The sequence below is a fragment of the Nocardioides sp. P4_G4 genome, from assembly GCF_056401085.1.
Genome location: NZ_JBFUKA010000001.1, coordinates 58,121 through 81,562 on the forward strand (window position 1 = coordinate 58,121; position 23,442 = coordinate 81,562).

At 73.0% G+C, this 23,442-nt stretch carries 27 protein-coding genes; 8 read left to right on the plus strand and 19 right to left on the minus strand.

The window, feature by feature from the left end; genetic code table 11:
• Positions 1–93: 93 nt before the first annotated feature.
• The 11 genes from AC1DQF_RS00310 to AC1DQF_RS00360 all read right to left on the minus strand — a co-directional run bounded on the left by AC1DQF_RS00310 (position 94) and on the right by AC1DQF_RS00360 (position 10,799).
• Positions 94–348 (minus strand): hypothetical protein, encoded by a 255-nt coding sequence (locus AC1DQF_RS00310; RefSeq protein WP_477523202.1) that lies wholly within the window; start codon positions 346–348, stop codon positions 94–96.
• Between the two features lie 138 nt (positions 349–486).
• The gene (locus tag AC1DQF_RS00315; RefSeq protein ID WP_477523203.1) at positions 487–1,320 is read right to left on the minus strand and encodes an ABC transporter substrate-binding protein; all 834 of its coding nucleotides are present in this window, start codon (positions 1,318–1,320) and stop codon (positions 487–489) included.
• Between the two features lies 1 nt (position 1,321).
• A complete protein-coding gene (locus tag AC1DQF_RS00320) occupies positions 1,322–1,918 on the minus strand; it encodes a GTP-binding protein (RefSeq protein WP_457208007.1) in 597 nt (198 codons plus the stop codon).
• Positions 1,899–2,273 carry a DUF742 domain-containing protein gene (locus tag AC1DQF_RS00325; RefSeq protein WP_477523204.1) on the minus strand — a complete coding sequence of 125 codons (375 nt, stop codon included), beginning with the start codon at positions 2,271–2,273 and terminating at the stop codon, positions 1,899–1,901. Before AC1DQF_RS00325 ends, AC1DQF_RS00320 begins: the two co-directional genes overlap by 20 nt.
• Before the next feature lie 11 nt (positions 2,274–2,284).
• The gene (locus AC1DQF_RS00330) at positions 2,285–2,710 is read right to left on the minus strand and encodes a roadblock/LC7 domain-containing protein (RefSeq protein ID WP_056887795.1); all 426 of its coding nucleotides are present in this window, start codon (positions 2,708–2,710) and stop codon (positions 2,285–2,287) included.
• Between the two features lie 20 nt (positions 2,711–2,730).
• Positions 2,731–6,771: a sensor histidine kinase gene (locus AC1DQF_RS00335; RefSeq protein ID WP_477523205.1), complete on the minus strand. Its 4,041-nt coding sequence runs from the start codon at positions 6,769–6,771 to the stop codon at positions 2,731–2,733.
• A 184-nt stretch (positions 6,772–6,955) separates the two neighbouring features.
• A complete protein-coding gene (locus tag AC1DQF_RS00340) occupies positions 6,956–7,405 on the minus strand; it encodes a winged helix-turn-helix domain-containing protein (RefSeq protein ID WP_477523206.1) in 450 nt (149 codons plus the stop codon).
• Positions 7,406–7,428: 23 nt separating this feature from the next.
• Positions 7,429–7,641 (minus strand): hypervirulence associated TUDOR domain-containing protein, encoded by a 213-nt coding sequence (locus AC1DQF_RS00345; protein ID WP_477523207.1) that lies wholly within the window; start codon positions 7,639–7,641, stop codon positions 7,429–7,431.
• 34 nt (positions 7,642–7,675) lie between these two features.
• Positions 7,676–8,416: a glycosyltransferase family 2 protein gene (locus tag AC1DQF_RS00350; RefSeq protein ID WP_477523208.1), complete on the minus strand. Its 741-nt coding sequence runs from the start codon at positions 8,414–8,416 to the stop codon at positions 7,676–7,678.
• Positions 8,413–9,744 carry a PIG-L family deacetylase gene (locus AC1DQF_RS00355; RefSeq protein ID WP_477523209.1) on the minus strand — a complete coding sequence of 444 codons (1,332 nt, stop codon included), beginning with the start codon at positions 9,742–9,744 and terminating at the stop codon, positions 8,413–8,415. Before AC1DQF_RS00355 ends, AC1DQF_RS00350 begins: the two co-directional genes overlap by 4 nt.
• The gene (locus AC1DQF_RS00360) at positions 9,738–10,799 is read right to left on the minus strand and encodes an acyl-CoA dehydrogenase (RefSeq protein ID WP_477523210.1); all 1,062 of its coding nucleotides are present in this window, start codon (positions 10,797–10,799) and stop codon (positions 9,738–9,740) included. The genes AC1DQF_RS00355 and AC1DQF_RS00360 overlap by 7 nt, the downstream gene beginning before the upstream one ends.
• 200 nt (positions 10,800–10,999) lie before the next feature.
• On the opposite strand from AC1DQF_RS00360, the gene AC1DQF_RS00365 reads away from it, so the two are divergent.
• Complete coding sequence (locus tag AC1DQF_RS00365) at positions 11,000–11,389, plus strand: SRPBCC family protein (protein WP_477523211.1); 390 nt, start codon at positions 11,000–11,002, stop codon at positions 11,387–11,389.
• Positions 11,386–11,805 (plus strand): DUF2237 family protein, encoded by a 420-nt coding sequence (locus AC1DQF_RS00370; protein WP_477523212.1) that lies wholly within the window; start codon positions 11,386–11,388, stop codon positions 11,803–11,805. The genes AC1DQF_RS00365 and AC1DQF_RS00370 overlap by 4 nt, the downstream gene beginning before the upstream one ends.
• Before the next feature lie 6 nt (positions 11,806–11,811).
• Here the strand turns inward: AC1DQF_RS00370 and AC1DQF_RS00375 are convergent, their stop codons facing one another.
• On the minus strand, positions 11,812–12,306 hold the full coding sequence (locus AC1DQF_RS00375) for a mycothiol transferase (RefSeq protein WP_477523213.1): 495 nt from the start codon (positions 12,304–12,306) through the stop codon (positions 11,812–11,814).
• A 124-nt stretch (positions 12,307–12,430) separates the two neighbouring features.
• On the opposite strand from AC1DQF_RS00375, the gene AC1DQF_RS00380 reads away from it, so the two are divergent.
• Genes AC1DQF_RS00380 through AC1DQF_RS00390 form a run of 3 tightly spaced genes read left to right on the plus strand, consistent with a single transcriptional unit; the run spans position 12,431 to position 14,296 of the window.
• On the plus strand, positions 12,431–13,297 hold the full coding sequence (locus AC1DQF_RS00380; RefSeq protein WP_477523214.1) for a hypothetical protein: 867 nt from the start codon (positions 12,431–12,433) through the stop codon (positions 13,295–13,297).
• On the plus strand, positions 13,294–13,791 hold the full coding sequence (locus AC1DQF_RS00385; protein ID WP_477523215.1) for a hypothetical protein: 498 nt from the start codon (positions 13,294–13,296) through the stop codon (positions 13,789–13,791). The genes AC1DQF_RS00380 and AC1DQF_RS00385 overlap by 4 nt, the downstream gene beginning before the upstream one ends.
• Before the next feature lie 52 nt (positions 13,792–13,843).
• Positions 13,844–14,296 (plus strand): hypothetical protein, encoded by a 453-nt coding sequence (locus tag AC1DQF_RS00390; protein WP_477523216.1) that lies wholly within the window; start codon positions 13,844–13,846, stop codon positions 14,294–14,296.
• A gap of 16 nt (positions 14,297–14,312) precedes the next feature.
• On the opposite strand, the gene AC1DQF_RS00395 is transcribed toward AC1DQF_RS00390, so the two are convergent.
• The 7 genes from AC1DQF_RS00395 to AC1DQF_RS00425 form a co-directional block, all read right to left on the minus strand.
• Positions 14,313–14,942, minus strand: a complete 630-nt coding sequence (locus AC1DQF_RS00395) for a VC0807 family protein (RefSeq protein WP_477523217.1) — start codon at positions 14,940–14,942, stop codon at positions 14,313–14,315.
• Complete coding sequence (locus tag AC1DQF_RS00400; RefSeq protein ID WP_477523218.1) at positions 14,939–15,541, minus strand: TetR/AcrR family transcriptional regulator; 603 nt, start codon at positions 15,539–15,541, stop codon at positions 14,939–14,941. Before AC1DQF_RS00400 ends, AC1DQF_RS00395 begins: the two co-directional genes overlap by 4 nt.
• Positions 15,542–15,610: 69 nt before the next feature.
• Entirely contained in the window at positions 15,611–17,083 is a 1,473-nt protein-coding gene (locus tag AC1DQF_RS00405) for a cryptochrome/photolyase family protein (protein ID WP_477523219.1), read from the minus strand.
• 25 nt (positions 17,084–17,108) lie between these two features.
• A complete protein-coding gene (locus AC1DQF_RS00410; RefSeq protein WP_477523220.1) occupies positions 17,109–18,554 on the minus strand; it encodes a hypothetical protein in 1,446 nt (481 codons plus the stop codon).
• 111 nt (positions 18,555–18,665) lie between these two features.
• A complete protein-coding gene (locus AC1DQF_RS00415; protein ID WP_477523221.1) occupies positions 18,666–19,082 on the minus strand; it encodes a type II toxin-antitoxin system VapC family toxin in 417 nt (138 codons plus the stop codon).
• The gene (locus tag AC1DQF_RS00420; RefSeq protein WP_477523222.1) at positions 19,060–19,287 is read right to left on the minus strand and encodes a type II toxin-antitoxin system CcdA family antitoxin; all 228 of its coding nucleotides are present in this window, start codon (positions 19,285–19,287) and stop codon (positions 19,060–19,062) included. Before AC1DQF_RS00420 ends, AC1DQF_RS00415 begins: the two co-directional genes overlap by 23 nt.
• Before the next feature lie 39 nt (positions 19,288–19,326).
• Entirely contained in the window at positions 19,327–20,496 is a 1,170-nt protein-coding gene (locus AC1DQF_RS00425; RefSeq protein WP_477523223.1) for a hypothetical protein, read from the minus strand.
• Positions 20,497–20,626: 130 nt separating this feature from the next.
• Between AC1DQF_RS00425 and AC1DQF_RS00430 the strand changes: the two genes are divergently transcribed.
• The 3 genes from AC1DQF_RS00430 to AC1DQF_RS00440 all read left to right on the plus strand — a co-directional run bounded on the left by AC1DQF_RS00430 (position 20,627) and on the right by AC1DQF_RS00440 (position 23,351).
• Positions 20,627–21,055 (plus strand): hypothetical protein, encoded by a 429-nt coding sequence (locus AC1DQF_RS00430; protein ID WP_477523224.1) that lies wholly within the window; start codon positions 20,627–20,629, stop codon positions 21,053–21,055.
• Positions 21,056–21,210: 155 nt separating this feature from the next.
• A complete protein-coding gene (locus tag AC1DQF_RS00435; protein WP_477523225.1) occupies positions 21,211–22,143 on the plus strand; it encodes an acyl-ACP desaturase in 933 nt (310 codons plus the stop codon).
• A 191-nt stretch (positions 22,144–22,334) separates the two neighbouring features.
• Entirely contained in the window at positions 22,335–23,351 is a 1,017-nt protein-coding gene (locus tag AC1DQF_RS00440; protein WP_477523226.1) for a zinc-dependent alcohol dehydrogenase, read from the plus strand.
• The last annotated feature ends 91 nt before the right edge of the window (positions 23,352–23,442 follow it).

Genomic DNA, 23,442 nt, shown 5'->3' on the forward strand with positions numbered 1-23,442 from the left:
CGCCTGGACAGTGATCGCAGGAAGAGAGTCGCTGAGGTCGGAGTCGTGGCGTAGGCGTCCAGCACGCGATCCCAGTCGGGCGGCTCGACCGAATCATGAGGAACCACGCGACGTCGCAGATCCCCGGACCTGACCCGACGTCCTCCCGGTCCAGGAGGGCGACAGGTCATCCAGCTCCAGGACGGTCCCACCGTCCCGGGCCTCGGCCCGGAACACCGCCGGAACCCTCACGCCGACCGCGGGAGCGATCTCGGTGTAGAACCGCACCTCCCGCGTGAACATCTGCAGGCGGTCGGGGATGGACCCCGGGCGGGCCGGCTCCCGGGACTTGGTGAAGATGGCCGTCATGGCCACATCGTCACAGGTGCCAGCGAGATCCCGGGTGATGCACCCGGGTCATGCGTGCACCGAACGCGGCTGCACGGCGAGGAGATCAACCCGCGGGGCGGGAGCTCCTCGCCGTACAGCGCGACCGGCCGAGCAGTCTCAGGACTGCTTCTTGGTGCCGAACCACTCGGTGTACATCTTGTCGTAGCCGCCGCTCTCCTTGAGGTCGGCGATGACGGCGTTGACGACCCGCAGGAGGTCGACGTTTCCGTCCTTCTTGACCGCCATGCCGTACTGCTCACCGGTGTCGAACTCGGCGGCGATCTGGAAGGAGGGGTACTCCTTGATCGCCGAGCCTGCGACGGTGTTGTCGTACACGCCGGCGTCGACGGTGCCGCCGTTGAGGGCGCTGGACATCTCGCCGATGTCGTCGAAGGGGACGACCTGGGCGTTGCGCGGGGCATTGTCGGTGACGTAGAGCTCACCGGTCGTGCCGGCCTGTACGGCGATCCGGCCGCCGCGCAGGTCGTCCAGGTTGCGGATGCCGCTCGCGCCGGTGACGACGAGCGCCTGGGCGGCGTTGAAGAACGGGCTCGAGAAGTCGAGCACGCGGGCCCGGTCGCCGGTAATGGTCAGACCGGCCGCCGCGATGTCGCAGGCGTTCTCGTTGAGCAGCTGGCCCGACTGCACGGCGTCGAAGTCGTCGTTCTTGAAGTCCGGCTTCACGCCGAGCTCCTTCGCGACGGCCTTGGCCAGGTCGATCTCGAAGCCCACCGTCTCGCCGTTCCGCTCGAACTCGAACGGCTCGTAGGGCAGCGACGTGCAGACAGTCAGGTAGCCCGCCCGGATGACCTGCGGGTCCGGGTCGGTGCTGGCGGCCGAGCTGGTGCCGCCACACCCCGCGGCGGTGAGGACCACCGCGAGGAGGGCGATGCCAGGCGCCGTACGACGCGAGGAGCCGGACAGCCGCCGGACGCGAGACGTGATGGACATGTCAGTGGACTCCCACGGACAGCTGCGCGGTCAGCTTCTGCAGCGAGTACTCGGTGATGCGCAGGAGGGCAGTCTTGGCCGACTCACGATCACGCGCGTCGATCGCAATGATCGGCACCTCGGGGGGCAGTGCCAAGGCATTGGCGATCTCGTCGAGCGAGTACTGCTGGACGCCCTCGAACTGGTTGACCGCCACGATGAACGGCAGCCCCTTGTGCTCGAAGTAGTCCAGCGGCGAGAACGACTCGTCCAGGCGGGCGGTGTCGACCAGGACGATGGCCCCGATCGCGCCCAGGCACAGGTCGTCCCACATGAACCAGAAGCGGCGCTGGCCGGGCGTTCCGAAGAGGTAGAGGACGAGGTCCTCGGCGAGGGTGAGGCGTCCGAAGTCCATGGCCACGGTGGTCGTCGACTTGGCGGGTACCGCGGCGAGATCGTCGACACCCTCCGACTCGTTGGTGACGAGGGCCTCGGTACGCAGCGGCTGGATCTCGGAGACCGAGCCCACCAGCGTCGTCTTGCCCACGCCGAAACCACCGGCGATCACGATCTTCGTCGACGCCGCCTTGCGCGAGGCGCTAGTAGGTGCGAAGTCCACGGAGGGTCCTTTCGATGAGCTCAATTCGCTCGTCACGAGACGAGTCGTTGGTGATGGTGGCCTGCACACGGATGTGTCCGTGCTCGACCAGGTCGCTCAGCAGCACCCGGACCACGCCTATCGGCATGTGGACCAGAGCGGCTACCTCGGCGACTGAACGGGTGTCGCAGACCTCCAGGACCTTCAGCGCGGCTGCGCTGAGGGCGCCGGTGCCGTCCTCCTGCGTGCGGAGCGTGGCTTCCATCGGCAGGTCGACCGAAGCCTCGGTGCGACCTGACGTGATGGTGTACGGCCGGATGAAGCGAGGCTTGGGTGTCGCCTCGTCATCCGTGCCGTTGAGGTCAGGGGGTGCCACGGCAGGTCACGTCATCCAGTGGTGACGCGGGCCTCGGCCTGCACCATCCGGCCGACGCGCTCGACCAGCAGGGCCATCTCGTAGCCGACCTGGCCGATGTCGGCGGCTTCCTCGGTGAGGACGGTGAGGTTGGAGCCGTCACCGACGCTCATGAGCATCAGGTAGCCGTGCTCCATCTCGACGACGGTCTGGAGCACAGCTCCGCCGTCGAAGAGGCGGGCGGCACCGACGGCGAGGCTGGCGAGCCCGGAGGACACAGCGGCCACCTGCTCGGCGCGCTCGTCCGGGATGCTCTCGCTCATGGCCATGAGGAGCCCGTCGGCGGACACGAGGATGGCGTGGGCCGCGTCGGTGACTTCCTCGACAAAGCGCGACACGAGCCAGTCGAGGTTGCGCTCGTCGGGCTGCGCGTAGGCAGCAGAGTCGTATTCGGTCATGGGGACTACTTCCGTTCCTGCTAGTTGGTGCGGTCGGCGGTGGAGTGGTGAGACGTCTGGCGGCCGCGGCTCACGCCGGCCGCGTAGGCGGCGTAGCGGGAGCGGATGGCCTCGGGATCACGCGGCGCGACGGTCGTCGGCTTGGTGATGCCACCCGGCACGAGGAGCGTGCCGGGGCGACGGATCGGGAGCCCTGCGCCGGCGGCGGGGGCGTCCTTGGCGGACTCGGCGACCTGCTCGGCGCGCTGCCAGCCGGCCTCGACCTCGGTGGACTGCCAGCCGGAGCCTCCCTCGGAGCTGAGCCAGCTGGAGCGCAGCGTCCCGAAGATCGAGCCCTTGTCCTCGGTGTCCTGCTCGACCTGGACGTCGCCGTCCAGGGCCGAGCGGGAGCCCGCGGTGCGGTCGGCGGCGGGGGTGCGCAGCGGCTGCTGCGGACCGCCACCCGAGGCCTCGTAGCTGGCGCGGCGGGTGGCCGACGCCGGGCGGAAGCGGGTCAGGGACGACGCGCGTCCCACCTGCGGGCGGGCCGGCTGGGGCTCCGTGCGGGCGACGGGCGCCTCGACGGGGGCCGGAGCCTGCTCGCGACGCTCGGTCAGGGAGGTGACCTCCGCGGTCCGGTTGCCGAGGCCACCGTCACGGAAGGCACGGTTGGCGTCGTCCTGGTCGGCGAGGGTGCCGCCGCGCTGCCGGGTGGGCAGCGAGTCGAGGCCGCCGGACAGTCCACCGGTGGGACCGGCAGGAGCTGCCGGAGCGCCGGCGCCGGCCAGCGCGGCCGGGCTCGACGGGGCGGCGGGCGCCTCGATGGTCGACTCGCGGAACGGGCTGGTCGCTGCCTGCTGGTCCGACAGCGTGCCTCCACGCCGGCGGGTCGGCAGGCCGGTGAGGCCGGAGCCGAGACCGCTGCCGGCACCGTCGACCAGGGCGGCCGGGGTCTCGGGCACCTCGACCTCGGGGGCCTCGGGGGCCTCGACCTCGGGGGCCTGGGCTGCGGGCTCCTCGACGACCTTCACCTTCTCCTCGACCGGGGACTCGGCGGGCGCGGACGCCGCCGGGGCGGTGGGCTCGGAGTCACGGAAGGGACGGGTCGCGGCTTCCTGGTCGTTCAGGGTGCCGCCGCGCTGACGCGTGGGCAGGCCGCCACCCAGGGCAGCCGGGGCAGCCGGGGCAGCCGGGGCAGCCGGGGCAGCCGGGGCAGCCGGGGCAGCCGGGGCAGCATCGCGGAAGGGACTGGTCGCTGCCTGCTGGTCCGACAGCGTGCCTCCACGCTGGCGGGTCGGCAGGCCACCGGCCAGGCCGCCACCGAGAGCGGCGGGCGCGGCAGGCGCCTCGGGCTCCGGCTCGGACTGGTCCTGGTCGGCCTGCTCCTCCGGGAGCGGGTCGGTCAGCGGGTCGAAGAGCGGACCCGTGAGCAGGGTCGACACGGGCGCCATGGCGGCCGGGGACGGGAGCTCGGGCTGCGGGGCCGTCTCGGCGACCGGCTCCTCCTCGGCGGGCTCCTCGGCGGTCTCGACCTGAGCGGTCTCGACGTCGGTGGCGTCCTCGTCGTACGACGGGGCCTCGGCGACCGTGTCCTCGTCCGTGTCCTCGGCGACAGCCTCGGCGTCGGTCTCGTCGGCCGGGGAGTCGACCGCGGCAGAGTCGGTCGCCACCTCGTCGGTCGCCACCTCGCCGATGGCCAGCTCGTCGGTCGCGGGCTGCTCGGTCGTCGTGTCCTCGGCCGGGACGCCCTCGTGCAGCGAGGTCACCGACGCGATGGCGGCGGGCTCCTCGGCAGCGGTCGTCTCGTCGGTGCCGGACGGCGCCTCGGTCAGAGCGGCGCGGCGCGAGCGCAGCGGCATGGCGCCACGCTTGGCCTTCGGTGCGGCGGTGTTGAGTGCCGAGGGGGTGTTCGAGGTGACGTCGGCGCCGGTCGCCAGGCCACGCTGGGCCAGGGTGCCGCCCGGCTGGCGGGACGGCAGGCCGGTGCCGGCCTCGGTCGCCGGGACCGTCGCGCCCGGGGCCCGGGTCGGGAGGCCGGTCGCGGACTCGCGGTCAGCCATCGAGGATCCGGGCTGGCGGGTGGGCAGGCCGATGACGGTGGCCGATGCGGCCGGCTCGTCGGTCTCACCCTCGGCGGTGTCGACGTCGGGCTCGGACGACTCGTCGGCCACGATCTCGGGCACGAAGGGCGCCTGCTCGGGCTCGGCGCTCTCCTCGAGCGCGGGCTCGATCTCGGCGGGGGCCTCCGGCATGGGCGGTGCGCCGTCGCGCAGTGCCGACTCCGGCACGAACACGGTGGCGGTGATGCCGGACGCCGCGTTGGTGGCGAGGGCGACGTCGATGCCGTGGCGCTTCGCGAGCCGGCTGACCACGAACAGGCCCATGCGGCGGGCGGTGTCCGGGGTGACGTCGGCGCCCGACTCCAGGGTCTCGTTGATCTGGCGCAGCGACTCCTCGGGGATGCCGAGGCCGGAGTCGCTGACGCCGATCGTCAGGCCGCCCGGCGCGGGGGCCGTGGACAGCGTGACGAAGGTCGACGGCGAGGAGTAGGAGAGGGCGTTGTCGACGAGCTCGGTGAGCAGGTGGATCAGGTCACCGGCCGCGGCCTCGCCGATCCGGCTGTCGAGGGTCGAGTCGATCCGCACGCGCTGGTAGTCCTGCACACCGGCGGTCGCGGCCTGGGTGGCCTCCGTGACCGACAGGCTCTCCCAGCCGGCGGACCGGGCGGGGGCGTCGGCGAGGATCAGCAGCGAGTCCGACGTACGACGCATGCGGGACGCGAGGTGGTCGAGACGGAAGAGGCTCTCCAGTCGCTTGGGGTCCTCCTCGTCCTTCTCCAGCGCTTCGATGAGGTTCAGCTGCTGGTTGATGAGGGTCGTGTTGCGACGCGACAGCGTCACGAACATCTCGCCGACCTGGCTACGCAGCTGGGCCTCACCGGAGGCGAGCGTCACGGCCTGGCGGTGGAGGTCGTCCACGGCGCGGGCCAGCTGACCGATCTCCTCGTGCGTGTGGACGTCGATCGGCACGAACTCGGCCGGCTCGCCACCGGAGCGGATCCGGGCGACGGCGTCGGGCAGGTCCTCGTTGGCGACCTGGAGGGCGCCCTCACGGACCTTGCGGATCGGGCCGAGCAGCGACCGGGAGATGACGAGCGCGAGAGCTATGGCCGCGAGCAGGGCGCCGAGGGTGAGGGCGGCGTCGAAGAGGGCGCGCTCACGGGCGTTCGTCGCGGTGGTGGCGAGGCCCTGGTCGACCTCGAGGAGCAGGGTCTCGGACAGGTTGTCGTACTCGTCGTACGCGTCGGCGCCACCCAGCTCGGTGCTGGTGCCCGTGCGGACGGCGCGGGTGCGCTCGCCGTTGTTGGTGCGCAGGGTCCGCACCGCGCTCTCGGCGTCGTCGAGGGCACCGGCCAGTCGGTCGATGGCCGCGCTCTCGGCGCCGAGCTCGGAGTAGAGGGCCTGGGAGACGCTGCGGCTGCGGTCCGCGTCAGAACCGAGGGCCTGCTGCATGGCGAGGGAGAAGCGACCGCCGAGCGACTGGGCGAGGAGCTCGAGGCGGGGCTCGGGGGTGTTCTGGGCGCTGGTGATCGTGGTGATCAGCTTGGTCACACCGGACTGGAGCTGGCGCAGCTGCGCGATCCAGGTGTCGGGGCTCAGCGTGGCGGTGTTGTCGTCACGGATCGAGCGGCTCAGGTCCAGCAGGGTGGCGACCTGGAGACGCTGGTCGTACGTCAGCCCCGCGGTGTCGGCCGTCTGGGTGAGCTGCTCGGCCGCCGCCTTGATGTCCTCGACGGCCTCGTCGAGCTCGGTCTGGCTCGCACCGGTCGACGACTGGGCCGCGACCATGGCGCGCTCGGCGGACGTCAGGTAGTCCACGGCCGGACGCAGCACCGTCACCTGCTCGGCACTGGCGGACGCGTTCGACGACTCGTCGAGGTCCGACTTCACCCGCAGACCACCGAGGGTCGCGGCGAGAAGCAACGGGATCGCCAGGGCGAGCGCCACCTTGCGACTCAGTGGCCAGCCGGAAATGGCGAGCGTCGAGGCTCGTCCTTCGTCGGACGGGCGCTTGTTGCTCATCGTGCCCCCTACTTCGAGGTGTCAGTCGCCACCGTGGCGACCGGCCCCTCAACAGGGGGCGAGGACGAAGATAGGCAGTGACGGAGGCCCGTGTAGGCGTTTCACCAATACTGGGGCAGACAAGTTGAAAATCGCTCCGTGTGTCCGCTTCCCCTTGCCTCGCGAGTGGGGTACGGCGGGGTGGTCAGTGACCGCGGCCGGCGGCCGTGAGCTCCCAGATCCCGGGGCTCGGAGTGGTCATCAGGCCCTCCTTGACCAGCTGCTGGCGGGCCCGCCGGGCGGCGTACCTCCAGCGCAGCTCGCCCTCGGGCGTGAGCTGCCGGTCGCCCTCCAGGAGGTGCTCGTCGAGGCGCTCGCCCACGGCCTCGAGCACGTCGTCGGCGGGGAGCGGGCCGGCGGCCTCGTCGAGCACGGCCAGGATGACCGGCGCGATCGCCTCGGGCTGGGTCCACCGGCGCGGGGCGCGGCGTACCGGGGCGGCGGGCGCGCTCTCCTTGGCGGCGCGCGGCGTGCTCGCCTTCCGCACGCTCGCGCGCGGCGCGGGCGGTCTCGCCTCGGGCGGGGGTGCGGGGGGCATCCCGTGGACGCAGTTCGCCTTGGGCAGGTCACACAGGTCGCAGTACTCGTCAGCCATCGGGGACGAGGGTATCGGGCCCGTCAGGCGCGCTCCACCTCGCTGCCCAGCTTGAGCACGGTGGTGCCGTCCTCCTGCTCGATCACGTACGCCGGGTCGTCGTCGCTCCCGTTGCGGGTGATCTCCTGGCCCTTGCTCGTGCGGGTGACCTTGTCGTGGTGGACCTCGGCGACGGTGCCCTCGGCCCAGCCGTTGCCCCACTGCCATCTGACGCTCGTACCGGTGCGGATGCTCATGCCGACCAGCCTGTCACCGGCGGTGGACGCAGGGTCACACCCCGAGGTGGTCGAGGTACGCCGCGAATCCGTGCGGCGCGCGGGCCGTCCGGCGCCCCGACGTCACCGCCGCCAGTCCCCCGGCGGCGACCCACCGGATGCCCGAGTCGCGCAGCGCGCGGACCAGCTCCACGTCCTCGTGCACGGGCAGGTGGGGGAAGCCGCCCACCGCGCGGTAGGCGGCGAGGGAGAAGCCGAGGTTGGCGCCGTGGACGTGCTCGTGGCCGTCCTCGAGCTCGTGCCGCTCGCGCCACAGCGCGTGCTCGCGCTCGGTGAGGTCGCGGGGGTCCGGCAGCACGGTGCCGACCACCAGGGCATGGCCGTCGGCGGCAAGCGCTACCTGGGCGGTCAGCCAGTGCGGAGGCACGACGGTGTCGGCGTCGGTGCTGGCGACCCAGACCCGGTCCCGGCCCCCATCCCGGTCAGCAGCGTCCGCCCACGCGGCGGCCGCGTCCACCCCGGCCGCCCGGGCGGCCCCCACCTGGCCGGAGGACACCGTCACCGCGGTCACGCCGGGGCGCCCCGCGACGACCTCGGACGTGCCGTCCACGCAGGAGTCGAGCACCACGAACACCCGGCACCCGATGCCGGGGTGCGCGCGCGCCAGCTCCTCGACGGCCCGGTCCAGCGAGTCGAGGCACGCGGGCAGCAGCCGCTCCTCGTCGCGGGCGGGGACGACGACGGCCAGCACCGTGGGCATCGTCGTGGGCACCGCGGGGGTGGCGGAGGCGGTCACGGCCGGGCCCCGAGCACGTGGAGGACGAAGTCCGGGTCGTGGTGCTCGGCCAGCACCCGCACCCCGGTCGCGAGGACGACGTCGTGGACCATCGGTCCGGTCAGCGGCCAGCCGACGAGGTCGTGACGCCAGTGGCACAGCAGCAGGTGGCCGTCCTCCTCCAGCGCCCCGAGCGCCCGCGAGACCAGCTCACCGAGCGCACGGGGGCTCAGGAAGTAGCCGACCTCGGACACCGACACCAGGTCGAAGCGCCCCTCCGGCCACTGGGCCGGCAGGTCGGCACGGCGTACGTCGACGTGGTCGGCTCCCGCGAGCCGCGCGCGCGCCGCCCCGACCGCGGCCTCACTGGAGTCGACGGCCACGAGGTCGTCGCAGCGGTCGGCCAGGTCGACGGCCAGCGCCCCCACCGAGCAGCCCACCTCGAGCACCCGTCCGTACCGCTGGCGGGGCAGGCTGGCCAGGGTGATCGCGCGCTTGCGTCGCTCGTACCAGCCGTCCACGTCCCACGGGTCGTCCCGGTCGCGGTGCACCCGGTCGAGCGCGTCGTCCGGGGCCGGCTCGCCCGCCTGGATCAGCACCTCGACGTCCCGGTCGAAGTGCGCGAGCATCGCTGGACCGAGCAGGACCTCGTCGCCGGGCTCCGCCGAGAGCGGCGCGACCTGCGAGGCGTGCGCGGCGACCGCGGCGCGCTTGGCGGCGCGGGCGGTGTCGTCGAGCCGCAGCACCTGGGCGTCGGCCCAGGGCAGGGTCTCGTCGGTCCCCCAGTGCCACATCCAGACGGGGTACTCCACCAACCGCGCGTCCGTGCGCCGCGCCGCCACGGCCGCTGCCCGGCCCACCGCCTCGTGGTCCGGGTGGCCGTCGTGGCGCCAGGGCGCGGCCAGGAGCGTCCGGTCCCCGGCGACCCCGATGGCCGCGACGACCTCGGCGACCAACGCGTCCTCGTGCCCGGCCAGCGACCCGTCGGGAAGGCCGAGGCACCTCACCCGCGCCTCGCGGGCCAGGAACGAGACGGCCCGGTCGAGCTCGCCGCGGCGCACGTCGGCCAGCACGGCGGGCTCGTGGGTCGGGGAGGAGGGGTGGGAGCCCTCACCGGCGGTCGCCGAGACGACCAGGACCTCCCAGCCCGCCCGGGCGGCCAGGTGCACGAGGCCGCCGGCCCCGAGTGTCTCGTCGTCGGGGTGGGCCCCGACCACGACGAGCCGGTCGAGCGTGCCCCGGTCGTCGGTGCCGCCCAGCTGGAGCTGCGGCAGGGGGTGCTCGGCCAGCGCGCGGGACCACGCGGCGGCGGGCGTGCCGGCCCCGTCGTGGGTGAAGACGGTCACCACGCGGGCTCCGGGGCGTCGAGCAGCAACGCCCCGAGGGCGGCCAGGTCGCGCTCGGCGTGCCACTGGCGCACGTAGAGCTCGAGGTCGACGACCCGGCGCGCGTGGTCCTCGTCCGTGGCAAGCGGCCCGGGACCGAGCCCGTGCGCCGCGCGCATGAGCACCTCCTCCACTGCCGCGCCCACCACCTGGCGGACCCGGAGCGCGGACCGTGCCCCGTCCAGGCCGAGCAGCCGGCCGGCGTCGATGGCCGCGGCCGCGTCGGCCAGCGCGCAGCGCGCGGCGTGCAGCACGCCGTCGACGGCGCCGAGGTGCATCAGGGCGACCTGGTCCGGCTCACGACCGCCGGTCGCGGCGACCAGCATCCGGCGCGCGACGCCGACCGCCCCGCCGTACCAGACCGCGGCGACACCGAGGCCGCCCCAGGCGAAGCCGGGTCGCTCGAGGTACCAGCCGGCCTCCCCCACCGCTTGCGCCGGCACGGCGTCGAGGTCGACCGGGCCGGAGTCGACGTCGGGCAGCCCCCGGGCCACCCAGGTGCCGGCGACGGGGGTGACCCCCGGGTGGTGCAGGTCGACCTCGAAGAGGCGGCGCTCCTCGCCGACCCACGCGCTGATCAGCGCACGGTCGAGGGACCCGGCCAAGGAGCACCAGTGCTTGCGTCCGGAGAGCGTCCACGAGGACCCGTCCGACCGGCCCTGCAGGGGGTGGCCCGGCCCCTCGGCGGCGTACACGCCCCAAGCGCCGGGCTCGGCGTCGACCCCGGCCTGGTCGAGGATCGCGAGGGCGTCGAGGTGTGGCTCCAGCACCCGGGCGACGGTCAGGTCGGTGGCCCCGAGCGTGGCCAGCGCCGACCACAGGAGGGGCGTCGACCCCGCCCCCGGCTGCGGCAGCGACGCACCCGCCTCGGTCGCCAGCGCGATCGCGGCCCGTACGTCGGCCGCGGCGTCGTCGGCGCGGCCGGCCAGGGACTCCAGCGCGCGCCGGTGGTCGTCGGGCAGGTCGCCCACCAGCACCGGGCGGGCCGGCTGGTGGGGGCGTCGCGGCTCGGCGGCCATATGTCTCCTCGGGGGTCGGACGGGCCTGCACACCGGGGGTCGGGCACGGGAGTCGTCCTGGCGTCGACGCTAGCCACGCGGACGCCGCGACGGACCCCCCTCACGGGTGCCGCGGATGCGACCTGCCTCACCGGATGGGCCCGGCTGCCCGGTCGGGTGGTTGGCTGGGGGTCACCCCGTCCGACCCCCAGGAGGCACCCGTGCGCATCGAGGCCAGCGGACCGCGCCCGGTCGACGACACCTGGGAGCAGTACACCCGCCCCGCGGCGTGGCCCGAGTGGGCGCCGCAGATCCACAGCGTGCGCGGCGCGAGCAAGGTCATCGCCGCCGGCGACCGCGGGGTCGTGCACGGCCCGTTCCCGGTCCGTGTCCCCTTCACCATCCTCTCCGTCGACCCGGGCAGGCACCGGTGGACGTGGCGGGTCGGCATCCGCCCCTTCGCGGTGGTGCTCGACCACGGTGTCGACGCCGACGGGCCGGACCCGACTGAGGGCGCCACGGCCTGGGCGGACGTCCACGCCCCGCGACTGCTGGTGCGGGCCTACGCCCCGCTGGCCCGCACGGCCCTGCGCCGGCTGGTGGGCGCATGAGCGAACTCCCGGACCACGACCTCCCCGCGGCCGAGCGCAACGTGCTGGGCGGCGAGCTCGAGCCCTGCGGCACCGACCCGATGACCGGCTACCACCGGGACGGCTCGTGCGTCGTGGGTCCGCACGACGCGGGACTGCACGCGGTGTGCGCGGTGATGACCGACGAGTTCCTCGCCCACCAGAAGGCCGTCGGCAACGACCTATCGACGCCGCGCCCGGAGTGGGGCTTCCCCGGCCTCGTCCCCGGCGACCGCTGGTGCGTCGTGGCCGCACGCTGGCTCCAGGCGTACGCCGCCGGCGTGCCCGCGCCCGTCGTGCTCGCGTCCACCTCGGAGCGCGCCCTCGAGGTCGTGGAGATCGAGATCCTGCGCGAGCACTCGGTCGACGTACCTCCCGACGTCAGCGCCCTGGGCTGAGCTGCCTCAGAGCAGCCCCTTGACGTACGCCGCCTGGCCGAGGTGCTGGAGGCAGTCGCCCTGGATGCTCACCAGCCGCACGCCGGCGGTGACGGGCGGGTCCCAGTGCCGGTCGACGACCCGGTCGAGCTCGTCCTCGTCGACCCGCGCGAGGTAGTCGGTGGTCGCCCGTGCGACCTCGCGGTGGTAGCCGGCGAGCAGCGCCGGGTCCTCGATCCGTACCGCGTCGACCTCGGCGCTGGTGTGCCCGTAGCCGACGTCGTCGGTGCCGTTCGGCAGGCCGAGGCGCTCCTGCCACCGCTCCCACACCTGCGGCTCGCCGGAGAGCCCGGCGACGTGGTGGTCCTGCACCCGCGCCAGGTGCCACAGCAGCCACCCGACCGGGTTGCCGGTCCCGCCGGGGCGGTGGTGCAGCGCGTGATCGTCGAGCCCGTCGGCAAGGTCGGCGTACAGCTCGGTGATGCGCTCGAAGCCGTCGGTGAGCAGGGTGCGGACGTCCATCCCCCGACCGTACGCCGCCGTCCGCACCCCGGGACCAACGGCAGCGGGTGTGGGACGGAGGGCCCTGACACTCGGCGGTCCGGCCCCGAAGGATGGACGCGAGAGCACCACGGAGGAGCACCTGATGAGCTCGACACAGCTCACCCGCCGGGCCCGCGCGGTCCACCGGACGGAGCCCGGCAGACCTGCTCCCACCCGGGCGCAAGCCATGCTCGCGGCGAGCCGCGTCGTCGCCCTCGGGGTCGTGGTCGCCTCGGCGTACGGGTTGCTGACCGCGGACCCCTACCGCTCGCTGCCGGCGGCCACCGTCCTGGCCGCCCGCGGTCAGGACCTGGTGAGCCTCGTGGTGGCCGCGCTGCTGGTCGTGCTGGCCCTGCCGGCACGACTGACGCCGACGCGCCTGCTGGCCTGGATCGGGCTGCTGGCGTACGTCGTCTACAGCTATGCGATCTACCTGACCGGCGTGCCGATGAACCGTGTCTTCCTGGTCTACGTGGTCCTCGAGTCGGTCGCCGGTGCCGCCCTGCTCGCTGGGCTGTGGCGGCTGGCGGGGATGCGTTGGCCGGCGGTGCCGACCGCGCGCCTGCGTCGTGGGACCGGCTGGATGCTGGTGGTGGTCGCGGTCCTGTTCGCCGGGCTGTGGCTGTCCACCCTGGTGCCCTTCGCCCTCGGCGGGAGTCCGCCCGACCCCGAGGGCGTCGGCGGGACGCCGTACCCCGTGTTCGTGCTCGACCTCGTCGTCGTGCTGCCGGCCATCGCCGGGATCGGGGTGCTCCTGCTGCGACGGCACCGGCTCGGGCCGCCGCTGGCGCTGGTGGCGCTCATCAAGATCGTGACGTTGTTCGTCGCGCTCTGGGCCGGCCCGGCCTATGCCCTGGCCACCGACGGGCCCGTGCACCTCGGACCCGACGCCGTTCCGAGCCTGCTGCTGCTGGTCGCGAGCGGCTGGCTGGTCACCGCCTGGTGGCACACCCTGGAGGAGAAGACATGAGCACCCTGATGGTCTACGAGTCGATGTGGGGCAACACCCGGGCCGTGGCCGAGGCGGTGGCGGCCCGGCTCGGGGACGACGTGACCGTGGTCGAGGTGGCGGACGCCCCGGCGCGCCTGCCCGCCGGCCTCGACCTGCTGGTCCTCGGCGGGCCGACGCACGCGTTCTCGATGAGCCGGACCAGCACCCGCCGCAGTGCGGTGGCGAAGGGCGCCACGGTCGGGGACGTCGCGCACGGGATCCGGGAGTGGCTGGAGGAGGTGGAGGCCGGCGAACCGGTCGACGTCGCGACCTTCGACACCCGCGTCGCCGGCACGATGCAGCACCTGCCCGGCTCGGCCGCCAAGGCGGCGGGCAAGCAGGTGCGCCACCACCACCTCGGCCGGCTGGTGGCCACGGAGAGCTTCTACGTCGACGACACCCCCGGTCCGCTGTCCGTGGGCGAGCTGGGCCGGGCGCGGGCGTGGGGCGAGTCGCTCGCCTCACGCACCTGAGGGACCCCTGCGGGGGGTGGTGGGACCTGCGGCGGCCTGTGATGCTCGATCGGTGACCCACGACGTACCCGCTCCCGAGCACCGCCGCCCCGACGGTGTCACCGACGCCACGGTCGAGGCTCTCGGCAAGCTCTCCGCCGCCCTCGACCACGTCGAGGACGCCCGCGGCCACCTCTACGCCTTCCACCGCCTGATGGGCAGCGCGGAGTCGACGATGGAGGAGGCCACCGCGATGGTGCGCGACGCCGGCCACGACGACATCGCCGACGCCCTCGACCGTGGCGTGCTGGGCCGCAACCCGCTGCCCGGCCTGTGGTCCTTCCAGATGGTCGAGGCGTTCGACGACGGCTTCTACGCCGAGGCCAAGGGCATCCAGCAGCGCGCCATCGACGAGCTCATGGACGGGCAGCGCCACGTCTTCGAGGCCGAGATGAAGGAGCTGCGGCGCACCCGCGGCCGGGAGGGCCACGAGGCGACCCCGGCCGACGCCGACGGCACCGTCTGAGCCTCCCCCGCCGGCCTCAGCCCGGTAGGTCCCCCGCGCGGGACCGACCGGGCCTGAACACCCCGGCACGCACGTAGACGACGGTCGTCAGCACGTTGACGACCACCAGCGTCACCCCGAACATCGCGAGGTTGAGCCCCGGCACGAGGTCGGCGGGCAGCGTGTAGGCCATCAGCACCCGGCCTACAGCGTCGAGCAGCGTCGCGGCCGCCCACATGATGCTCGCGGTCCGCCACATGCTCCGGAACCACGGCTCGCGCGCCCACAGCCGCTCCCACTCCCGCGGCCAGCCGAACCGCCCCTCCGCCATCGGCCGGGCGAACTGATAGGCGAGAGGGCGGTCGGCCCACCTCAGGCTGGCGAGGAACCACAGACCGACGCCGGTGGTGATGACGGCGTCCTTGGCGAGCAGGAACCTCGGGTCGCCCGGCACCAGCGCGATCGCGAAGCCGGCGAACAGCAGGACGGTGAAGAACGCCTCGAGCCCACCCGGGCGATGGCCCCGGGCGAGGGCCAGGAGGGCGGGCGCCAGCGACAGGACCGCGCCGACGACCAGCGCGGCGTACACGCTCACCCCGAGGTGGCGCATCAGGTAGTAGAGCGCGGTGGACCCGACGATCCCCAGCGCCGGCCGGACGAGCGTCACGGCTCGTCCCCGGTGCGGACCGCGGTGGCGCGGTCGAAGAGGTCGACCAGCTCGACGGCGTACGCCGCGCAGTCGAGGTCCGGCTCGGACTGGAGCTGGAAGGGGACGCCCTCGACCGCCCGCTGGACCGTCGCGGCCATGACCCGGACGTCGAAGGGCCTCATCTCCCCCGCGCGCTGACCGGCGAGGAGCATCTCCTCGAGGTGGCCTGTCACGGGCGGGCCGCTCGGCGTCCCGTCCCAGGCACCGGACAGCACGACCTGCAGGAGCGCGCGCATCTCGGCCCGGTGCTCGTCGGCGAACTCGACGGTGCTCGTGATGTAGGCGCGCAGCCGGCCCGACGGGGTGGTCTCCCGCCGCACCCGCTCCCCGACGTAGGTGCCGATGGCGCCGATGACGTGCGCGACGACGGCTCCCACCAGCTCGTCCTTCCCGGCGAAGTGGTAGGAGATGAGCCGGGTGCTGGACAGGCCGGCCCGCTCGGCGATCCGGCCGAAGGAGGCCCGGGCGAAGCCCTCGTCGGCGACGACCGCGATGGTGGCCTCGATGATCTGCGCGCGCCGTGCCGTGGAGGCGACCGAGCGCTGAGTTACCGACATGAGTAAAAAGTACGTTGCCTGAGTAACGGTGTCGAGGGGTGGCGGTCACGTTTCATCGAGTGACCCCGCTCAGGGCGCCCGGTTGCCGCGCGCGTCCTCCTGCTCGATCAGTCCGTCGAGGTCCTTGAGCCGGTCGAGCCCGTTGACGGCCCGGGCCATCCGGTGGTTGTCAGCGAAGGTGTCACGGTGCCGGTCGAGGAACCACCAGTAGCCCGCGGTGAACGGGCAGGCGTCGTCCCCGACGCGCACCGTGGGGTTGAAGCGGCACGACCCGCAGTGGTCGCTCATCGTGTTGATGTAGGCCCCGCCCGACGTGTAGGGCTTGGTGGCCATCACCCCGCCGTCGGCGTGCTGCGACATCCCGACGACGTTGGGCACCATCACCCAGTCGTAGCCGTCGACGAACGCCCGGTGGAACCAGTCGGTCACCTGCGTCGGCGCCCACCCGCGCTGGAGGGCGTAGGAGCCCAGCACCATGAGCCGCGGGATGTGGTGGACCCAGCCGTGCTCGGCGACCGCCTCGAGGGTGTGGGACAGGCAGCGGGCATCGGTCGCCGCGCCGTCGAGCTCGGCGAACCACTGCGGAACCCTCTGCTGCGCCCGCAGCGCGTTCTGCCGGCGGTAGCCGTCGCCCTGGTGCCAGTAGAGGTGCCACACGTAGTCGCGCCACCCGATGACCTGCCGGACGAACCCCTCGACGCTGGCGATCGGTGCCGCGCCACTGCGGTACGCCGCCTCCGCGCGCTCGACGACCTCGAGCGGGTCGAGGAGGCCCAGGTTCATCGGCGCGCTGACGAGGCTGTGCGCCATCCAGGGGTCGCCCTCGAGGATCGCGTCCTCGTGGGCCCCGAACTCGGGCAGCCGGTGCTCGACGAAGTGGTCGAGCGCGGCCAGCGCCTCACGCCGGCTGGCCGCAAAGCGTCGGGGGCCGTCGCGGCCGATGAACTGCACGTCCCCGTCGCGCTCCCAGCGGTCGAGGTCCTCGCGCACCTCGGCGTCGATGTCGTCCTCGGTGGGCCACCACGGCTCGGTGACCCCGAGGGTGGTGGCGCCCCTGGGCGGCGGCTGGCGGTTGTCGTGGTCGAAGTTCCACTGCCCGCCCACCGGCTCGCCACCGTCGACCAGCACCCCGTGGGCCAGCCGGGCGCGCCGGTAGAAGTCCTCCATCAGCAGCCTCTTGCTCCCCCGCCCGGCCGCCCAGCGCTGGAAGTCCGCGCGCGGGGTCGCGAAGCCCCGCGGCTCGAGGACGGTCGCGCCGAGCCGCTCGACCAGGCCCAGCGCGGCGTACGACGTCGGGTGCACGACCTCGACGTCGTCGTGCTGCTCGACGACCTCGGCATAGGTGTCGGCCCTGACGTAGTCGAGGCGGTCCCCGAGGTCGGCGGCCCGGTGCCGCATCGCGGAGAGGACGAGATGCGCCTTGGCCCGGTGGAAGCGGCGGCGTCCGAAGACGGCCCTGGACTCGATCATCAAAAGCGGGCCCCGGTGGTCGTCGGTGAAGTGCGGGCCGAGCTGGTCGCCGAAGAGCCAGCGGGTCGTCATGGCGCCAGCCTAGGCACGCACGGGCTCACGACGCCCTGACCAGCGGCTCGTCGAGGAGCCGGTCGAGCCCCGGAAGCAGGCCCGCGAAGGGTCGGACGAACGTGCTGACCTCCGAGGCCGACAACCGTTGCCGGTGCGTGAGCGCGGCCGTGAGACAACTGGCCCACTCCTGGAGCTCCACGAGCGGGGCGATCTCTACCGACCGTCCAGGGCCGCCGCTCTCTCGGAGCAGCGGCTCCCACGCGAGCAACGTGTCCAGCGTCCCCCGCCACGGACACCCGGCAGAGCCGACAAGGACCCACCCTTCCAGCTTGGCGACGAGATCGGGGTAGGCGTCGCGCCCCGCCACGTGGCCGCCTCTCGAGAGAACGTGCTCGGCGACGACGGTCGCGAGTTGTTGCGCGTCGAGCTGGCCCAAGAGGGTGGTCACGGCATCCAGCACGACCGGCGATGCCGCCCAGTCCGGCCCCGGCAGCTCACCGACGCCGCCGAACGCGGTCACCCACGGGCCGCGTCCCGCCACCAACCACTCGTGCGGGATCACGTCGGCCACGGCCTCGACGGAGAGTGACGCCAGCACCACGTCGCGCAGCAGGCGAGCCACCGACGCGGCCTGGCGCGGCTCCGAGGCGTCGGGCCCCATGAGCGACTCCACCACTTCGTGCCAGCGGTCCACTCGCTGGTCGGTGACRCACCGCACGAGCTCATCGACAGCGGCCCGCAGCTCCGCGAGCGCACGCGTGCGCCCGACCGGACGCGCAGACGCGGCCGCGAGTGAGACGGGGAAAGTGAGACTGCCGCCGCCGATCTCGACCGAGACCGCATGTCGCAGGAGTCGGTTGAGCTGCGTGACGCTGGCCCCGACCAGCTGCGCGCCTCGTGCCCGGACCAGCGCCGTGAGCGGGCCGAAGACCTGCTGGGGGTCGAAGTTCGGGACCGCGGGAGGCGTCCACAGGAAAGGTCCGGTCCGATCGGACGTGGTGACCAGGTCGGCGACGAGGTCGCGGAGATCAGCCACTGCCTGGTCCTGCGCGGTGGACGTGAGCGGCGCCAACGAGCCCTCAGGAGCACGTGTGAGGGACCACGAGACGGGCAGCACCTCGGCCGCTGGGTCGATCCCCAGAGCCTCCAGCTGCTCCCGGTCGCCAGGTGGGCACAGCTCGAAGTCGGCGATCGCCACCCCCGCGTCGTACTGCTCGCTCCACGTGCTGCCCACCGTGAGCTCGCCGTCGAGGAGCCGCCAGGCCAGTGCATTGAGGAGGTGGGTCCGATCGTGYGGACTGAGCATCCAGTCCCCGCCCGGGTCCTCGCCACTGTCGGGTCGCGCCCAGACGTGGAGCTCGGGGAGACCGCGGGAGTGCAAGCCGATCGTGTAGGCGAAGTCGCCCCCCTCGCCGTCGGGGTCGAACACCGACTGGACCGTCCAGAACGGTTGTCGATCGAGTCGGTCGTGGTCCGGCTGCATGGTCATCGTCACTCTCCTGACAGTGGTCGACCCCGAGGCCCGAGCGAAGCACGGGCCACCGACATCTGGCGGAGCAACCAGTGATGCACGTCGCTGAGCGTGGTCGACGGTGGTGCCTCAGTCCCGGCCGTCAGTGGGGAGCACGGCGAGGGACGTGGCCCGCGCGAGCCGCGCGTCGAGGGTGAGCACCTGGGTGCCGAGGATGCTGGCCAGCTCGACGTAGAACGCGTCCGCAACCCGGAGCCCCGACGACCTCCTCCACGCACCCGGGACGAGAGCCGGCAGCTCGTGCCGGGTGAGCGGAGCCTCGCCGAAGGCGGTGAGCGCCTTGCGCGCGGCCGCCTTGGAGATGAGGGACGCGCGATGCAGCCGGGCGAGGGCGGACGTGACCTCGACATCGACGTGGGCGGGCGCGTGGAGCTGGCGTCCGGCGAGGGCCTCGGCACTGGTCCGCCATGTCTCACCCCGGATGACCAGGTCGACGAGCACCGAGGCGTCGACGACCCAGCTGTCAGCCGACGGCACCGAGGTCATCGCGTACGTCGTCGAGGGCCGCGAGGACGTCGCCTGTCGTCACGGGCGCCGTCGCCCCACGTCCGAGCGACGCCAGCCAGGCATCGGTCTGACCCGCCGCCAGCGCGGCGGCGATCGCCTGCTGGGTCAGGGCCGACACGTTGAGCCCCGCCTCCCGGCTGCGCGCGGCCAGCTCGTCCGGGACGTAGACGTTGAGGCGGGCCATACACACAGGCTACACACTCCCGGTCGAGCAGCCATCCCTTCACGCCGCCGCCGCTGCGGCCCGCGCCAGGGCCAGCAACCGGGACCGCCCGGGCTCGGGCACCAGGTCGGCCCACCGCAACCACACATGCGGCGCGCTGGACGACAGGTGGTTGAGAGCCTCGGCGTGCGCGTGCGCGTTGAGGGCCGCCGCCGCCACGAAGGCGGCGTCCTCCTGCCCGACCGTCCCCTCCGCCGCCCGCACGAGGATCCGGTAGGCCGCACGGCCGACCTCGTCACGCCCCTCGCGCAGCTGCCCCATCACCCGCTCCAGGTCCGGCGGCCTCGTGCCGAAGGCGAGCAGGTCGAGCTCCTGCACGTCGGTGGTCAGCTCGTAGTCCTCGCGCAGGAAGTGACCCGGCAACAGCCGCCCCTCCTCGAGGGCCGAGGTCACCGGGGCCCAGGAACCCTCGGGCGCCGCCGCCACCTCGGTGGCGATCCGCTCCGACACGGACAGCGGCGGGGCATCGAACATCAGGTGGTCGTCCACCCCGCTCGGTACCAGCCGACCCAGCACCCACCCCTCGGGCCCCGCGCTGGACCTCGCGCCCAGGTCGAGCACGTCGACCGACGACAGCGACGCCGCGTCGTACACCCGCAGGCGACCGCCGGGAAGACTCTCGCCGATGCGGAATCCGCCCAGAGGAGCCGACGCCCACGTCCTCGCCAGGTCGGCATGCTCGGCGAGTCGGCCGGTCACGAATTCGCCGACGTAGGAGACGAGTCCCCCGAACTCGTGAGTGAAGAGCTGCTGGCACATCCACGACTCGGCCGCGACGCGGGCCACGACCTTGATGGGGTCCCCACCGTTGTGGAAGCAGTCCTCCAGCAGGTCGACGTGGATCGTCTCGGCGGCGTACTGCAGCACCCGGCGCTGGATCTCGAAGGTCRCCGAGCCGGGGTCCTCGCACCGCTGCGCCTGGTAGACGATCCAGCGCACGCCCACCCAGGGCGGCAGGTCGTCGCCGACGTCGACCAGCCGCTGCAAGAGCGTGCGGTGCCGACCCCGAAGGAACATCGGCACGGCCTGGTGCCACTCGAGCGCGGCGAGGGCGTCGCCGCAGCGCTCGGCGGTACTCGACTGATCGACGCAGGCCACCAGGTCGTCGGTCATGTGGTCGGCGATGCGGGGGCCGCGCTGGTAGCCGGGCGAGGGCGTGTTCCGAGACATGCCTCGAGCCAACGCCTTGCGACCGACCCCTCACAAGACCGCTGATGCGATCTGTGGACAGCGTTGACGGCGATCCGTGCCTGTGGATGACCGTTCGCGTCGGTCGCGACGGCGGGTCACCCTCGACGCCATGACCAAGAAGACCTTCGACCTGACGATCCGCACCCAGTCCGACCTCTGCGACGCCTGGCAGCACCTGATGGGGCCGTGGTCCTACGGCGGTCACTCCGTCTGGATGATGCTCATCCTCGATGATCACCCGCTCCCCCACCTGAGCCAGATCACCGAGGCGGACGAGCCCCCGCCCATCGAGGACACCGGCGGGTTCGTCGACATCCTGAGGATGCTCGACCTCGAGGTCGCACCCGGCGCCCGGTTCGCGTTCCTCCGGTCCCGACCGGGGGTCGACGTGATCACCGAGACGGACCGCGCCTGGGCGGCCCACCTGTACGCCGCCTGCCGCACGGCGGGCGTGGCCTGCGAGGTCGTCCACCTCGGCACCCGGGGTGCTATCCGGCCGATGCCGCAAGACGACGTCGGGCTCGCGAGCTCGGCGTGAAGGACCTCAGCCGGAGCCGGGACCGGGATGCCGAGATCGTGCGCGGCCTCGACACCGAGCGGCGTACGTCGCTGCCTCTGGTCACCAGCTCGCCGGAGGTGTAGGCAGGGACCGTGAGGGCGTCGGCCCCACGTCCCCCGACGAGGAGATGGACCATGGCTGCACTCGAGAGCACCCAGCTGCTGGCCGAGCTCGAGCCGGTGGTCGAGGAGAACCTCAACCGGCACATGGGCATCGCGGACGAGTGGATGCCCCACGAGTACGTGCCGTGGAGCCTCGGGCGGGACTTCGCCGACCTGGGTGGGGACCCGTGGGAGGTCGCCCAGTCACAGCTGTCGCCCATCGCCCGGACGGCGCTCGAGGTCAACCTGCTGACCGAGGACAACCTGCCCAGCTACCACCGCGAGATCGACCGGGCCTTCGGCAGCGACAGCGCCTGGGGCACGTGGGTCAACCGGTGGACGGCCGAGGAGGGCCGGCACGCGTTCTGCATCCGCGACTACCTGCTCGTCACCCGCGGAGTCGATCCCGTCGAGCTCGAGCGGGCCCGGATGGAGACGATGGAGACGGGCTACGAAGCCACGGAGAAGTCCGTGCTCAACGTCTGCGCCTACGTGTCCTTCCAGGAGCTGGCGACCCGCGTGTCGCACCGCAACACCGGGCGCTACACCGAGGAGCCGATCGCGGAGAAGCTGCTGGCCCGCGTCGCCATGGACGAGAACCTGCACATGATCTTCTACCGCAACATCGTCACCGCGGCCCTCGAGCTCGCGCCCAGCCAGACGATGCGTGCCATCACCGAGGAGGTCGTGGGCTTCGAGATGCCCGGCAGCATCATCCCGGGCTTCTCCCGCAAGGCGGTGCAGATGGCCAAGGCCGGGATCTACGACCTGCGCATCCATCACGACTCGATCGTTACTCCGCTGCTGCGCCAGTGGGGCGTCTGGGACCTGGAGGGCCTCGACGACGACGGGGAGAAGGCGCGCGAGGAGCTCGCCCACGCGGTCGCCGCACTCGACGGCGAGGCCACGCGGTTCGTCGAGCGCCGCGAGGAGGCAGCCGCCAAGAAGGCGGCGCGGCAGGCCTGAGCGGCGTACGCCTCCCCTGACACCCTCGGGGTCCAGAGGTCGGGACCATCGGCGAGCCGAGGGGCCCCAAGGACCCTGCCCGCGAGGGCGTGCCCCAGCGAGGGTGAGGTGAGGACGCGATGGGTCACACCCCGCGTCCGCCCGCGGTGCCGATCGTGCGCCGCCCACCCACTGGGTTCCCAGGAGGAATCATGAAGGCTGCCGTCGTCCCTGCCCTCGGAGCACCGCTGGAGATCCGCGACGTACCCGTGCCCACGCCCGGCCCCGGCCAGGTGCTGGTCCGCATCGAGACGTGCGGGCTGTGCCACACCGACATCCACGCGGCGCGCGGCGAGTGGCCGGTCAAGCCCAAGGACCTGCTGATCCCGGGGCATGAGGGGGTCGGCATCGTCGAGGCGGTCGGTGAGGGCGAGCTCCCCGTGCAGGTGGGGCAGCGGGTCGCGCTCCCGTGGCTGGGCCTGGCCTGCGGTCATTGCCGCTACTGCGTCGCCGGCTGGGAGACGTACTGCACCAGCCCGCAGTACATGGGCTACACGATGGACGGGAGCTATGCGGAGTACGCCGTCGCGTGGGCCAGCCACGTCGTCCCGGTGCCCGCGGGGGTCTCCTCCCTCGACGCCGCGCCGCTGACGTGCGCCGGCGTCACGACGTACAAGGCCCTCAAGGTCACCCACCCGCAGCCCGACGAGACCGTCATGGTCGTCGGGATCGGCGGCCTGGGCCACCTCGGTCTGCAGTACGCCGGGATCTTCGGCGCGCGGACCGTAGCGGTCGACGTGCACGACGAGAAGCTGCAGCTCGCCAAGGACCTCGGCGCCGACCACGTCATCGACGGTCGCGGCGACCAGCAGGCGGAGATCGCGGCCCTCGGCGGCGCCGACATCGCCCTGGTGACCGTCCCGTCCCCCGCGGCCATGCAAGCGGCGCACGCCTCCCTCAACCCCAACGGCCGGCTGGTGATCGTCGGGCTGCCGGCCGACAACCGGCTCGAGCTGCCGGTCTTCGAGACGGTGCTCAAGGGGATCTCGGTGATCGGCTCCCTCGTCGGCACCCGCAACGACCTGGCCGCGACCTTCGACCTCCACGCCCGCGGGCTGACCCGGGTGGTGACCGAGCGTCGCCGGCTCGAGAACGTCAACGCGTGCTTCGAGGAAGTACTCGCCGGCGAGGTGCCGGCGCGGCTGGTCTTCGACATGTCGCAGGCCTGAGGCCGGACCGCCGCCCCCGGTGGATGGGTACACGTGGCCGCCGTCGACGAGTTCGCGGCTCGGCTCGTCACCGACCTGACCGCGATCGAGG

What these genes read in the sequence shown, in the direction of transcription:
- AC1DQF_RS00310 (WP_477523202.1), bottom strand. Translation starts at nt 348, where the DNA reads ATGACGGCCATCTTCACCAAGTCCCGGGAGCCGGCCCGCCCGGGGTCC.
- AC1DQF_RS00315 (WP_477523203.1), bottom strand. Translation starts at nt 1,320, where the DNA reads ATGTCCATCACGTCTCGCGTCCGGCGGCTGTCCGGCTCCTCGCGTCGT.
- AC1DQF_RS00330 (WP_056887795.1), bottom strand. Translation starts at nt 2,710, where the DNA reads ATGACCGAATACGACTCTGCTGCCTACGCGCAGCCCGACGAGCGCAAC.
- AC1DQF_RS00335 (WP_477523205.1), bottom strand. Translation starts at nt 6,771, where the DNA reads ATGAGCAACAAGCGCCCGTCCGACGAAGGACGAGCCTCGACGCTCGCC.
- AC1DQF_RS00340 (WP_477523206.1), bottom strand. Translation starts at nt 7,405, where the DNA reads ATGGCTGACGAGTACTGCGACCTGTGTGACCTGCCCAAGGCGAACTGC.
- AC1DQF_RS00345 (WP_477523207.1), bottom strand. Translation starts at nt 7,641, where the DNA reads ATGAGCATCCGCACCGGTACGAGCGTCAGATGGCAGTGGGGCAACGGC.
- AC1DQF_RS00360 (WP_477523210.1), bottom strand. Translation starts at nt 10,799, where the DNA reads ATGGCCGCCGAGCCGCGACGCCCCCACCAGCCGGCCCGCCCGGTGCTG.
- AC1DQF_RS00370 (WP_477523212.1), top strand. Translation starts at nt 11,386, where the DNA reads ATGAGCGAACTCCCGGACCACGACCTCCCCGCGGCCGAGCGCAACGTG.
- AC1DQF_RS00375 (WP_477523213.1), bottom strand. Translation starts at nt 12,306, where the DNA reads ATGGACGTCCGCACCCTGCTCACCGACGGCTTCGAGCGCATCACCGAG.
- AC1DQF_RS00380 (WP_477523214.1), top strand. Translation starts at nt 12,431, where the DNA reads ATGAGCTCGACACAGCTCACCCGCCGGGCCCGCGCGGTCCACCGGACG.
- AC1DQF_RS00385 (WP_477523215.1), top strand. Translation starts at nt 13,294, where the DNA reads ATGAGCACCCTGATGGTCTACGAGTCGATGTGGGGCAACACCCGGGCC.
- AC1DQF_RS00400 (WP_477523218.1), bottom strand. Translation starts at nt 15,541, where the DNA reads ATGTCGGTAACTCAGCGCTCGGTCGCCTCCACGGCACGGCGCGCGCAG.
- AC1DQF_RS00405 (WP_477523219.1), bottom strand. Translation starts at nt 17,083, where the DNA reads ATGACGACCCGCTGGCTCTTCGGCGACCAGCTCGGCCCGCACTTCACC.
- AC1DQF_RS00415 (WP_477523221.1), bottom strand. Translation starts at nt 19,082, where the DNA reads ATGACCTCGGTGCCGTCGGCTGACAGCTGGGTCGTCGACGCCTCGGTG.
- AC1DQF_RS00420 (WP_477523222.1), bottom strand. Translation starts at nt 19,287, where the DNA reads ATGGCCCGCCTCAACGTCTACGTCCCGGACGAGCTGGCCGCGCGCAGC.
- AC1DQF_RS00430 (WP_477523224.1), top strand. Translation starts at nt 20,627, where the DNA reads ATGACCAAGAAGACCTTCGACCTGACGATCCGCACCCAGTCCGACCTC.
- AC1DQF_RS00435 (WP_477523225.1), top strand. Translation starts at nt 21,211, where the DNA reads ATGGCTGCACTCGAGAGCACCCAGCTGCTGGCCGAGCTCGAGCCGGTG.
- AC1DQF_RS00440 (WP_477523226.1), top strand. Translation starts at nt 22,335, where the DNA reads ATGAAGGCTGCCGTCGTCCCTGCCCTCGGAGCACCGCTGGAGATCCGC.